The organism is Deinococcus soli (ex Cha et al. 2016), assembly GCF_001007995.1.
Lineage (GTDB): Bacteria > Deinococcota > Deinococci > Deinococcales > Deinococcaceae > Deinococcus > Deinococcus soli.
The window spans coordinates 2,287,508-2,300,223 of record NZ_CP011389.1; the positions used below are offsets into that span (position 1 = coordinate 2,287,508).

The 12,716-nt window shown below is 69.4% G+C and carries 6 protein-coding genes; 3 read left to right on the plus strand and 3 right to left on the minus strand.

The features are described 5' to 3' along the window. Positions 1 to 183: 183 nt before the first annotated feature. Complete coding sequence (dnaX, locus tag SY84_RS11235; protein ID WP_046844087.1) at positions 184 to 2,532, plus strand: DNA polymerase III subunit gamma/tau; 2,349 nt, start codon at positions 184 to 186, stop codon at positions 2,530 to 2,532. A 98-nt stretch (positions 2,533 to 2,630) separates the two neighbouring features. Here the strand turns inward: dnaX and SY84_RS11240 are convergent, their stop codons facing one another. Together SY84_RS11240 and lanKC are read right to left on the minus strand one after the other, a co-directional pair. Beyond that, a complete protein-coding gene (locus SY84_RS11240; RefSeq protein ID WP_046844088.1) occupies positions 2,631 to 4,214 on the minus strand; it encodes an ATP-binding cassette domain-containing protein in 1,584 nt (527 codons plus the stop codon). Further along, positions 4,211 to 6,892 carry a class III lanthionine synthetase LanKC gene (gene lanKC, locus SY84_RS11245; protein ID WP_046844089.1) on the minus strand — a complete coding sequence of 894 codons (2,682 nt, stop codon included), beginning with the start codon at positions 6,890 to 6,892 and terminating at the stop codon, positions 4,211 to 4,213. The genes SY84_RS11240 and lanKC overlap by 4 nt, the downstream gene beginning before the upstream one ends. A gap of 1,140 nt (positions 6,893 to 8,032) precedes the next feature. Between lanKC and SY84_RS11250 the strand changes: the two genes are divergently transcribed. Next, a complete protein-coding gene (locus SY84_RS11250; protein WP_245621327.1) occupies positions 8,033 to 10,951 on the plus strand; it encodes a LuxR family transcriptional regulator in 2,919 nt (972 codons plus the stop codon). A gap of 397 nt (positions 10,952 to 11,348) precedes the next feature. Then, complete coding sequence (locus SY84_RS11255; protein WP_081424703.1) at positions 11,349 to 11,612, plus strand: hypothetical protein; 264 nt, start codon at positions 11,349 to 11,351, stop codon at positions 11,610 to 11,612. Between the two features lie 489 nt (positions 11,613 to 12,101). On the opposite strand, the gene SY84_RS11260 is transcribed toward SY84_RS11255, so the two are convergent. Further along, on the minus strand, positions 12,102 to 12,713 hold the full coding sequence (locus SY84_RS11260) for a macro domain-containing protein (RefSeq protein WP_046844092.1): 612 nt from the start codon (positions 12,711 to 12,713) through the stop codon (positions 12,102 to 12,104). Positions 12,714 to 12,716: the final 3 nt, after the last annotated feature.

Consider the following 12,716-nt stretch of genomic DNA (forward strand, 5'->3'; position numbering starts at 1 on the left):
ACAGTCCGGCCCATCACCCTTTGCCCATCAACCCTTCCCCCCGTCACTGCGCCCCGCTTCACCTGGGCCCTAGAATGGTGAGGTGAAGCGGCGTGCATGCAGGGTGGGGCTTGAGTTGAGCGGCGACAGGCCGCGGGGTTCAGCGTTCGAGCCGCTCCTGCGCCGTGTCGCCGGGAGACAACTGTGAGTGCCATCTACCAGCGGGCCCGCCCGGTGCGGTGGGAGGACGTGGTCGGGCAGGAGCACGTCAAGGACGTCCTGAAGGCCGCGCTGGAGCAGGGCCGCGTGGGGCACGCGTACCTGTTCAGCGGGCCGCGCGGGGTGGGGAAGACCACCACCGCCCGATTGATCGCCATGACCGCCAACTGCACCGGCCCGATGCCGAAGCCCTGCGGGGAGTGCGAGTCGTGCCTGAGTGTCCGCGCCGGCTCGCACCCGGACGTCATGGAGATCGACGCGGCCAGCAACAACAGCGTGGACGACGTCCGCGACCTGCGCGAGAAGGTCGGGCTGGCCGCCATGCGCGGCGGGAAGAAGATCTACATCCTGGACGAGGCGCACATGATGAGCCGCGCCGCGTTCAACGCCCTCCTGAAGACACTGGAGGAACCACCCGGCCACGTCATCTTCATCTTGGCGACCACCGAACCCGAGAAGATCATCCCCACGATCCTCTCGCGCTGCCAGCACTACCGTTTCCGCCGCCTGACCCCGGAGGAGATCGCCGGGAAGCTCGCCGGGCTCGCCCAGCGCGAGGGCGTGCGCGCCGAGGGCGACGCGTTGCAACTCATCGGACGGCTGGCCGACGGCGCGATGCGTGACGGCGAGAGCCTGCTGGAACGCATGCTGGCCGCCGGCACCGCCGTGACCCGTGCGGGCGTGGAGGAGGCGCTGGGTCTCCCGCCCGGCGAGCGCGTGCGCGGCATCGCCGCCGCCCTGGTGAGCGGCGACGCGGGCGCCGCCCTGAGTGGCGCGGGGCACCTGTACCGCGACGGCTTCGCGGCCCGCACGGTCGTCGAGGGCCTTGTCGCGGCGCTGGGTGCGGCCCTGCACGCCGAACTGGGCCTGAACCCCGACGGTCGCCTGGACGGCGCGGACATTCCCCGCCTGCTGAAACTTCAGGCGGCCCTGGACGAGCAGGAATCCCGCTTCGCCCGCGCCGCAGACCAGCAGAGCCTCGAACTGGCCCTGACGCACGCCCTGCTCGCCGCCGACACCGTGAGCGGCGGCAGCGCCCCGGCCAGCGCGGGCGCGGGGGCCGCTCTCCCGGCGGACCTCGCGCAGCGCCTGAACCGCCTGGAGAAGGAACTCGCCACACTGCGTGCCAACCCGCCCGCCGCGCCGTCCGGCCCGGTGGGAGAGGCCCGCCGCGCCCCCACGCCCGGCAGCGCAGCCCCCGGCCCGCGCGCCGCCAGCCCCGACCCCGCGCAGCCCATTCCCGCCCCGACGGGTGGCAGCTGGGCGGACGTGACCCGGCAGGCCAGCATGCAGCTGCGCGCCTTCCTGAAACCCGCCCGGCAGCACGCCGAACCCGGCTACGTCAGCCTCGGGTACGACGACCGCAACGCCTTCCACGCCAAGCAGGTCGCCGCGAAATTCGACGACATCGCCAGGATCGTCCTGGGCGTGTTCGGCCCGGTCACCTTCGAACTGATCGCGCCGGAAGGCAGCCGCCGCGTGAACCTCGGCGGGGGTCAATCCGGTGGTGGGCAGTTCGGTGGCGGTTCGGCGGGCAGCGCCCCGGCCCCCGAGCCGACCCCGCCCGCCCCGACCCCAGCCCCGGCCCGCGCCGCGCCGCCCGTCCGGGAGCCTGCGCCGGACCACGGGGCCGCGCCGGACGTCGCGCCGTTCGACCCGACCCGCAGCGCCCCCCGCCGCCCCGCAGGCACGCGCGGCCCGGATTTCGCGCCCATTGACCCGCCACAGGCCCAGGCCACCCCGATACAGCCCGCGCCGGCGCAACAGGCCACCGCGCCGACCCAGGCCGGGCCGTCCCCACGCGCCAGCGTCGCCACGCTCCCCCCACCCCTCCCCGAACGGCGCGTGCCCCCCACCAGCCCCGACGACGCCGCGCCCGCCCCGCTGGCCGACCTCGACCCCGGCCCGTGGGACGACACGCCCGCCGCGCAGCCCGCCAGTATCCCCCGTGACGCCGGGCCGCCCCCGCGCAGCGAACGGAACCTCTACCTGGGCGAGGTCATCACCGAGGAACCCGACTGGAACGCCTTCGGCGGCCCCGACCTGCTGGGCGACCTGCCGCCCGAGGAGGACATGCCCTTCGCGGACCTCGGCGTCCCCCGCCCCGCCCCGAAACCCACCCCGGCCCCCACGCCCGCCCCGCAGGAGGCGAAAGCCCCCCCGCAGGACGCCAGGGTGACCCCCGGGAGGCCCGGCGACATCCGCGCCCACCCCGTCTACGAGGACATCCGCACCCGCTTCAGCGGCCGCGTGCGCGAGATCGGCAAGAACCGCAACGCCCCGCCCGTTCCCGATACCCTGGGCGCCGACCTTCCCGAAGAGGACGACGAGTAAGAGGCTGTCCCCATCGGGTGTGACGGATGCCCGCCCCGGGAAAGCCTCCCGGGGCGGGCACTGAACTGGGTGGAGCTGACCCGGTGATCGGGATGCGGCTAGGCCACCTGGAGCGGCGTGTCATTCAGGTGCAGCCGCCCGGCCCGGACGTCCGCCACGAGATCGAAGTACCCAGTGACGCTGGCGGCGTCGTGCATGATCGAGAGCATCGTCTTGCCGCCGGTGTACTTCAGCATCAGCTGAAACGCCGTCAGCTGGGTCGGGTCGTCAAGGTTGGCCAGCGGCTCGTCGAACACGTACAGGTCGGCGGGCTTGAGGAGCGTCATGGTGAGCGCGAACTTCTTGCGCTGCCCGAGGGACAGCTCGTCGTAGCGGGCGTCGAGCAGCGCCGTGAGTCCGAACGCCTCGGTCAGCTCCTGCGCGGCGCGGGGGTCGTGCCCACTCAGCAGCTCCCGCAGGGGTAGCGCGGGGAACACCACCGGCTCGACGAGTCCACTGACCTCGCCCGAACGGCTCAGGGTGCCGTCCCGCAGCGGCAGCAGGCCAAGGGCGGTCAGGGCGAGGGTGCTCTTGCCCGCCCCGTTCGCACCCTGGATCAGCACACGGCTGCCGGTGGGGACGGTCAGGTTCACGTCGGTGAGGGTTGCGGTATCCCCCTGACCGAACGCAGCGCCCTGCCACTCGATCGCCACCTGCCGGGGTGCGGCGGGAAAGGACGGAGCCTCGGTCGCCTGCGCCAGCAGTCCGGCCAGGCGCGCGATGTTGGCGCGCAGGACCTGCACGCCCGGCAGCAGGTCAATCAGGGACTGCACCGCCCCCACGGCCATCCAGTACGCCGTCATGTACGCCATCAGGCTGCCCAGCGTCAGCGAGGTGGTCATGACGGCGTAGCCGCCCAGGACCAGCACCAGCAGTTCCGCCACGCTCAGGGTGATGCGGCTCAGGGTGCTGTACTTTCCGGATCGGTACCCCAGGGTGTACACCGCGTCCAGGCGGCGGTCCACGGCACGCATCAGCTGATGCAGGGCCAGGCCGTCCAGCTGGAACGTCCGGACCGTGCGGTACGCCCCGATGGCCGCTGCGTGGATCTCCTGCTGGGCGGCGGTGGCTTCCTGCACGCCGTGGGCGTCCTGGTGCAGCCGGGCGGCGAAGTGCCGTGCGAGCAGCAGCAGAGCGGGTGTGATGACCAGCAGCACGCTCGTGAGCTGCCAGGACAGCAGCAGCACCGTGACCAGCGCCGTGACCAGGGTCATGAGGGCGCGCAGCAGCTGCATGCCGGTGGTGACCACGGGCGTCACGGTCTGTTCCACCTCGGTCATGGTGCGCGCCACGAAGTACCCGTCGCCCTGCTGCGCGACCAGCACCGGGGGCAGACGGTAGTACCCGTCCACCATGCGCCGCGTGAGCGCCGCACTCAGGCGGTTCGTGAGCCGCTGCTGGTACTGGCCGCCCTGGAAGTCCGCCCAGCGCAGCAGGCTGAACACCAGCAGGGACACTGCGGCGATACCGATCAGCCAGTCCAGCCGGCCCCGCGCCACCGCCACGTCGAAGATCAGGCGGGTTGCCAGGGGATTCAGGGCTGTCATCAGGAAGGCGATCGATCCGGCCCAGGTCAGGGCCAGCAGGTACGGGCGGGTCTGCCCGGCGACCACCAGCGTCCAGTCCTCCTTCCAGCTTCTCATGCCTGGCCTCCGTGTCTGTTGAGCAGGTCGTCCGGCAGCAGCGGGTTGGTGCGACCAGCGGCGAGGCGGTGCAGGAACAGGGCGACGCCGCTGCTGCCGCTGCCCAGGTCGGTGCTGACGCGGTGCAGGTAATCGCCAGGGAACGTGACGCCCTGCGCCCGGCGCACGCTGAACAGCAGGACCCCACGGGCGGCGCGGTGGGCGTCTTGCACGTAGGAGGGATCGTTCAGGAACTCGGCGGCGTCCAGCAGGTACATGCCCAGCCCTGCCATGCCCATGAACAGGCCAGGGAACACGCTGTACTTGGAGGTGGTGGCCAGCCGGATCTGCCCGGCCAGCTGCCGGTACATGGGGTGTCCGGTGACGTGGGCGTAGCGGACCAGCACGCTGCCCACCCCGGCGCTGCCGGTCAGCCAGTATGGGTAGAGGACCGAGCCGCCGGGCTGGTCCGGGAAGCCCAGCGCTCCGCCGTCCAGTGTGCGGGCCTGCGCGAGGTCCTCAGCCAGGGCTGCCTCGCCGAGGCTGAGGTATCGACGTTCCCCGGTCGCCGCGTGCAGGTACAGCAGGAACAGGGCCACCCCGCTGCCACCGAATCCCAGGCCGACTTCCTGCGGTCCGAAGTCGGGCCAGGTGGCGCGCCCGTCCAACCGGCGGGCGGTCGCGTCGAGCAGGTCGCCGATCCGGCGGGCCTCGTCCAAGTACGCCGGGTCACCCCACTGCCGGTGCAGCAGCAGGCTCGCCAGCCCGAACCCGCTGGCTCCGCCGTACAGGTGCACGCGGGCGTACAGGTGATCGTGCCGCTGGGCCAGCTGGTAGGCCCGTTCGGCCAGCCCGCGTTCACCCAAGCGGGCGAGGCCCACGGCCATACCGGCCAGCCCGCTGAACAGGCCGGGTGCCGTGCCCGTCGTGGGGGGCTGGCGGCGGATCCACTCGCGCACCTTGCGGGGCACCTCGCCGTTCACGGTGTGCAGCGCCGCCGTGACGCCCAGCGCGCCGAAATCCAGGCTCAGGCTGTGGCTGAGCTGCGGGGAGGACGGGAACAGCCGGTCCTGCCGGGTGTCGTCGGCAACCCCGATGGCGTGCCGCAGGGCGCTGCGGGCCACCCGCTCCAGCTGCGCGGCCTCGACCGGCCGGGGGGGCGTCAGGATGGCGGGCGTGCGGCGCAGGGTCACGCGGTCATGCAACTGTGCCATGAGGGCCGCGAGATCCAGCGTGCCGTCCGAGGCGAGCAGCTGCTCGATGACCTGCACGAACGCGGCGGGCAGGCCGAAGTCGGCCGCGAAGGCCTGCAGGAAGGTGGGAAGTGCGTCGTCCTTGACGTTCCTGAGCACTGCGACGGGCAGGAGCAAGCTGAACAGCAGCGCGCCCAGAGCGTAGTGATCGTCCGCGACGGTGGTGCCCGCCTGACCGGCCCGGCCGGGCCGGTCGAAGCCTGGCGTGAACATGTTGATGTCCGGGTCCACGCCGCGCTGCGCGGCCCCCTCGAAGTCGATCAGCCAGGCTCCTGCGCACCGGCCCTCGTCAACTGAGACCAGCACGTTGTTCATGGACAGGTCGCCGAAGACCACGCCGCGCTGGTGCACGGCCTGCACGGCCCGCATGACTTGCACAGAAACGGACCGCAGCAGCGTCCACCAGCTCTGTAGGGCGGCCAGGTCGTGAGTGGTGCGGACCACGGGGCTGTACTTGACGGCGAAGGCATGCAGGGACATGCCGCTCAGGTACGACTGCGCCAGGAACGTGTGCTCCCAGCTCGTGAACAGGTCCAGGGCTTCCGGCGCGACCCCGCTGCCGCCCAGGAGGGTCAGCAGGCGGTGTTCCTTGCGCAGCTGTTCTACCGCGTCCTGCCCGGTGACGCTGGCGTTCACGTGGGGCCTGGCCTCCTTGAGGACCACCGTTGCGCCCGTCTGTTGATCGGCGGCCAGGTACACCCCGCCGGAATTCGAGTAATTCAGGACCTGTTGGACCTCGTAGCGGCCATTCAGGAGTGCGGCGTCCTCGTCGGGCTCGTCCGGCTGGAAGGGGTCACGCAGCCAGTCGGGCTGCTGGTACTGCGGCGTGCGTTCATCCGCTTCCAGGCTGAGGTCCGGGCGGATCAGGTACGACGTGAGTGCGCCGTCCGGGTCGCGCCGCGTGATGGGCGTGAAGCCGCCATAGCGGTAGTACAGCACCGCGCAGTCGCGGTAGCGGCGGTCCGAGAGAACATAGGGGCCCTCAAAGTCCTTCAGCTGCCCGTACAGCGTCTCCAGTAGCGTCCGGGCCTGCTGCTCGTCACGGGGGTAGAGGGTCATGAATTTCCCGCTGGAGCCGCGCGCGCAGCCCTTGCCGAGCAGGAGCGACAGCACAAACGGATCACTGGCGAACTTGAAGGGCACGTTCGCCTGCACGCAGATGCGGGTCACGCGTTCCAGGATTGCCCTGGCGTTGCCGGGCGTGGCCGACACGTGTAGTTTCCAGCCCTGCATGGGGACCGCTGCGCCCAGCGGCTGCACGTGCGTCCAGAAGGCTTCCCGGACCACGCGGGTCGCCAGGGGCAGCAGCGGCTGCACCACGGTCACATACTCGGTGCCGGGCTGGTACCGCTCGAAGGGCTCGTAGTAGTCGGAGCGCAGGTAGAGGTGACGGACGACCTGCTGAAAGTTGAAGCGGGGGGGGACGAGGTTCGCGCCGGTGCTCATGGTGCCTCCTGGAAGAATGGATCGGTCTAATTGATCGTTCTGCTGTTGTGGCGGGGCAAAAAATGGGGGCGCAGCTGCGCCCCCCGTGAAGGTCATTCCTGGCCGGTCGCTGCCGGGCGGATGGGGAGATAGGTGTGGACGTGGTTCAGGGCGTCCAGTGCATCGAACTTGTGCATGCCCGGATCAGGCGAGCTGGTTGCTGCCGCAGTGGTTGCTGATGGTGCTCCAGTCGGTGGGGGCGGGGGCGGTGGTGCGCAGGGTCTGCAGGTTCAGGATGTTCTTCATGGGGTCACTTCCTTGTGGGGCGAGAGGGCGATGGTGGAGTGATCGGAGGGGGGTGATCAGGCGAGCTGGTTGCTGCCGCAATGGTTGCTGATGGTGCTCCACTCGGTGGGGGCGGGGGCGGCGGTGCGCAGGGTCTGCAGGTTCAGGATGTTCTTCATGGGGTCACTTCCTTGTGGGGCGAGAGGGCGATGGTGGAGTGATCGGGGGGGTGATCAGGCGAGCTGGTTGCTGCCGCAATGGTTGCTGATGGTGCTCCACTCGGTGGGGGCGGGGGCGGCGGTGCGCAGGGTCTGCAGGTTCAGGATGTTCTTCATGGGGTCACTTCCTTGTGGGGCGAGAGGGCGATGGTGGAGTGATCGGGGGGGTGATCAGGCGAGCTGGTTGCTGCCGCAGTGGTTGCTGATGGTGCTCCAGTCGGTGGGGGCGGGGGCGGCGGTGCGCAGGGTCTGCAGGTTCAGGATGTTCTTCATGGGGTCACTTCCTTGTGGGGCGAGAGGGCGATGGTGGAGTGATCGGGGGGGTGATCAGGCGAGCTGGTTGCTGCCGCAGTGGTTGCTGATGGTGCTCCAGTCGGTGGGGGCGGGGGCGGTGGTGCGCAGGGCCTGCAGGTTCAGGATGTTCTTCATGACTCACCTCCTCAGGTGGAACTTGAGCTTGTGAACACCGTCTGTGGCGTTCTCGTTTCCGCTCTTGCCACAGTTGTACGTGGGTCACTGGGAACCGCCTGGGACCCAGATGCTCTCCAGACTGGGAATCGGGAGCCCGTGATCGGTTCATGCACTCTGCATCTCGGTAAAGTCAGGTATGACGCAATTCAGCTCCAGAGGTTCTGCCCGGACAACGGTGCCGCGCGCGTTGCCCTCCGAGGTCATCCGCGTGGACGCACTGGCGCAACTTTCTGTTCCGGACCGTCCTGGAGTTGTCCTGCTGGCCCCGAGTGGCTACGGCAAGACCACACTGCTCGCGCAGTACGCGCGCAACACCACCCGGCCGGTCGTGTGGCTGTCACTTGGCCCGGGCGATGAGGACACTGCCGTCTTCCGCAAGAACCTCTGCCAGGCATTTCACGTGGCGTGTGGCGTCCTCCCGACGGACCCCACCGGGGCACTGCTGGATGTCATGGACCGCATCCTCGAACAGATGCCAACCGATGGGCCGGGCGTCGACATCGTGCTTGACCGGGCCGAGCACGTCACCCAGACCCACGGGGCGTTCCTGGCAGCCCTGATTGACCTGCTGCCGGAAGGGTACCGGGTGCTGATCGCCACGTACGATTCCCAGGGGTTCCCGCTGGCGCGGCTGGTGGCATCCGGGCACGTGAGCGTCCTGACGACCGAGCACCTGCGCTTCACCGATCAGGAGACGGCCATCTTCCTCCAGGCGCATGACCGCGGACAGGACGTTGCGCAGCTGATGGTGAGCAGCGAGGGCTGGCCGGTCAGCATCGCCCTGAGCCTGCTCGAATCCACGGCTCAGGTGGACATCAATCAACTCCTGCATGACGCCCTGACCCCACTGCCGACCGAGGTACTGGCAGCGTTGCCTGACCTCGCGCTGTTTGATGAATGGAGTGATGACCTGTCGGATGTTCTGGGGCGTCCTCTGCCCCCCGAGTGGCTGACCACGCTGCGCCGCGCCGGGCTGCCCCTCACACCTCTGGGTCGGGGGCTGTACCGACCGCACCGCCTGCTGCTGAATCTGCTGGAGCGTCAGTTGCAGCGCCTGCCGGACCGTAACCGTCAGGCCCACCTGTTACGGGCCCAGATGGCTGCGCAGGACCACGACCTGTCCACCGCTCTGCGCCACGCCCGGCGCGCTGAACGGCCGGACCTGATGGAAGCCTACGCGCGGGATCTGTTTCCCGCACTGCGGGTCCAGCTGGATTTCACCCTCCTCAATGAACTGGCTGGGCTGCACCCGGGCCGCGCGCCTGACTGGTGGCTGGAACTCCAGGCAGTCGCGCAACTTGAAACCGGGCAGGGCGAGGCAGGCCTGAGCCTGCTGCACACCATGCTGAACGCCCGGCAGCTGTCCGGGGTGGGCTTCGCCGCTCTTGCGCTGCACGCCGCGCGTCAGGGGAATTTTGAGGGACAGCTCACGCACGCCCAGGCAGGTCTTGACGTGGCGGACGGCACCGTGCGGACCGCGCTTGCCATGCAGCTCGCTTCTGCATTCATCTCGCTGGAGCGGTTTGCGGATGGTGAACAGGTCACCGATGATCTGATCCGGCAGGCGCGGGCGCAGGGGGACGACCTGACTGAAGCGAACGTGCTCAGCATGCACCAGTACACGCTGTTGATGCAGCGCCGCTGGATGGAACGCGAAGAGGTGCTGCGCCGCGCCCGCAGCATCCTCCAGGCGCATGGGCAGCGCCGAAGGGCCCTGCAGATCGATACGGAGTGGGCGCAGGTGCTGATCGAACAGGGGCAGCACGACGAGGCCGCCGCTCTCCTGACCGAGTGCATTGAACTGGCCCTGCGCACGCAACCAATCCACCTGCCCACCCTGTATCAGGCACTTGCCCGGCTGAAACTCATCCGCGGTGACCGGGACGGCGCTGCCCATTCCCTGGCCAACGCCCGCGATGTGATGCGCTCCCTGAACCTGCCGGTGCTCCTGCCCTTCCTTCATGCCAGTCACTTCGACCTGCATGGCAGCGCGGCTGACCTTGAACGGGCCGATCAGGCCTACGCGCAGCTCCGTGACGCAGCCCAGCGGCCCATTTTCCGCCGCCACCTGCTGCCTCTGTTCGAGGGACTGCACGCCCTGGATCACCGTCAGGCCGACGCAGCCCGCGCCGCCCTGAGCGCCGCCACGCGCGACTGCGTGGACCGCACGCACGCCGCACGCGCCCAGACCCTGCTCCTGGCCCTGGACGCCCAGCAGGGCCAGCTGAGCCGCGCCGCCCTGGACGCCAGCCGGCACACCCTTCAGGCCCTTGACGTCCCGAGCGTCACCTACGCCGATCAGCGCCATCTGAGTGCGCTGCGCGCTTACCTCGCGGCGCACTGCCCTGAACACCCCCTGGCCGGGCAGGCCGCCGCACCCACCGCGCTGCCCGATCCGGTGTCAGTGGGCCTGCGGGTCGAGGTGGGCAGGAAGATTGAGTTGTGGGCCGGCGATCAACCGGTCAAATTGCCCCTCGCCAAGGCCGGAGAGCTGCTGCTGTGGCTGCTCTGGCACGGCCGGGGGACACTGCACGACATCCTGAATGACCTGTGGGACGGGTCGCGCGACCCCAAACACCACGAGTATTTCCGCGTGGTGGTGCGCCGCCTGCGGCAGACCCTCAAAGATGCGCTCGGGTTCCCCGGCGATCCCCTGCCCTACGCGCAGGGCGCCTACGCCCTGCAACCCGAACTGAATGTCGCCCTGAACCTGCGCGCCGCCCAGGACGCCGCCCGGAACGGCGATCCGGCCCAACTGTTACGCCTGCACGTGGACGCCCTGGCCACCGACCTGACCTCCGACTGGTTCGAGGCGATCCGAGACAGCCTTCGCCAGGACCAGCTGTATGCCCTTGGGGAGATCGAGGGCCGCATTTCCATGAACGACCCAGGCCTCGCCGTGACCCTCATGAAACAGGCCGTGCGCGCCCAACCTGCAGACGCCGAAACGCACCTGGCCCTGATCCGGGTTCTGCTGCGGCATGAACCGTCCAGTGCCCCCAGCGCCTTTCAGGCCTACCGCCTCATGCTCGAACGTGAGTACGGGGAGGTCCCCTCGCGCGAGGTCCTGAGCCGCTTCCGTGACCTCGGTCTGATCACCGCCTGACGGCGGATCACATGGGTGCCCTGGGTCATCCGCTGGCCGCTGCGTGCGCGGGACAGCCTGGGAATCACACGCCTTCCCAGCTGATTCCCACCCCCCTGCGTACCATCCGGACATCTCAGCCAAGGAGCGAACCCATGAACAAGCTGAACACCCTGAAGGCCCTCTGTTTCATCCTCCCCTCCGTCGCCACGCTCGCCTTCAATCCTGTTCAGCCGGTCCCGGTCACCACGGTCCCTGTCGCTTCCGAAGTCCCTGCCCCCTCCTGGCCGCCGATCGGCTGGCCCAGCGGAAGCCTCACCCAACATCCCCGCGCCGACCAGGCGCCCACTCCACTCCTCACGTCCACGGACACCCCGACGTCGTGGCCGCCGATCGGGTGGTGCAGCGGAGGCGTTCTATGCACGACGACCAACGGCTGAAACAGCTGACTGGCATCTGCGATGTGGTGCGGCAGAGCATCCGCACGGCCCACCGCACGCAGCTGTCCACCTTCAATGACTTGCTCACCGCCCTTAGCCAGTCCACCACGGAAGGGGAGGCAGTGGGGGTCATCGAAGCCCTGAATCACCTGCTTGACCGGCACGGCGGCGACGAGTACATCGTCGCCCGCGCGTACCTCAACCAGCTCCGGCACGATTTCGACTACGCCGACGACAGGTGACCTCCACAGTGGCGCGGAGGTCACCGACCCTGTGGTCCGGACCGTTGAGGACCGCGGCATCTGGCCCCTGCTCAGGTCAGGTTCATCACAGCGGTGTCCAGGTCCACCCTGGGGCCAACAGCGCGCCCCTCAAGTCCACGTCCAACCGCTCCTTCTTGAGCTCCTCGCTCTGCTCTGCGGGTCCGTTTGATTCAGAGGTCTCAGGGGACCCCCTCCAGACCTCTGAATTCTGCGGTTAGGACCTGCCGGGCATGTCTGGTGACCGGGGCGCGCTCGCCTGCCCGAATCTGCAGGTCGTCCAGAAACGCCTGGTGCATTCCGGCGCGGCTGTCCTCCGGCCATGGGCCCTGACCGTCTGCTGGGAGTGCTCCGCGCACGACCGGAACACTGACCGGCCTTGAGGGGGACGCTCCTGTTCCGTCGGCGCGACCTCGCCAGCTGACCTCTTGTGAAAGACAAGCTCCGGCGAACGCTGGGGACTGCTGCCGTTCAGAGGTCCGCGCGGGTCAGCTGCACGTGCCAGAGCTTCGCGTCCTGCAGCGTGGACAGCTCCGGCGTGCGGCCCAGCACCGCCGCGTCGTACGCGGCGCGCATCTGCCGGGCGCACACGTCCGGCGCCATGCGGCCAATCGCGGTGCCCAGTCCCGGGCACGACACCCGCCGGATGGGTGACCCGCCCGACGCGTTGTGCGCCTGCACTGCTAGCAGCGCCGCCCGGAATGCCAGGAACGCATTCGGCGTACCGGACACATCCGCCGGGACGCGCATGGTCGGCGCGCAGATCAGGTGCGGCCACACCGCGTCCAGCGTCGGGACGACGAACGCCTGCCCGACCAGCAGCTCCCCGTGAAAGTCCCGGCGGATGCGCTCTTGCACGCGCGCCTGCAAGTGCCACCCGAACTGCTCACTGAATACCAGATCGATCCCGCCGTCCATGAACCCGAAACTGTTCGCGGGGCTGACCAGCGCGTCCGCCTCATCCTGAAAGATGTCCCCCAGTTGCACGCGCACCTGCTCCACACCCGCGAAATGCGCCGCCCAGGCGTCCACGACCGCCGGATTGCAATCACGAAGGTCGAAGCGGACGTCTGCGAAATTCATGGC

Coding starts and splice junctions, on each gene's coding strand:
- SY84_RS11240 (WP_046844088.1), bottom strand. CDS start 4,214: ATGAGAAGCTGGAAGGAGGACTGGACGCTGGTGGTCGCCGGGCAGACC.
- lanKC (WP_046844089.1), bottom strand. CDS start 6,892: ATGAGCACCGGCGCGAACCTCGTCCCCCCCCGCTTCAACTTTCAGCAG.
- SY84_RS11255 (WP_081424703.1), top strand. CDS start 11,349: ATGCACGACGACCAACGGCTGAAACAGCTGACTGGCATCTGCGATGTG.
- SY84_RS11260 (WP_046844092.1), bottom strand. CDS start 12,713: ATGAATTTCGCAGACGTCCGCTTCGACCTTCGTGATTGCAATCCGGCG.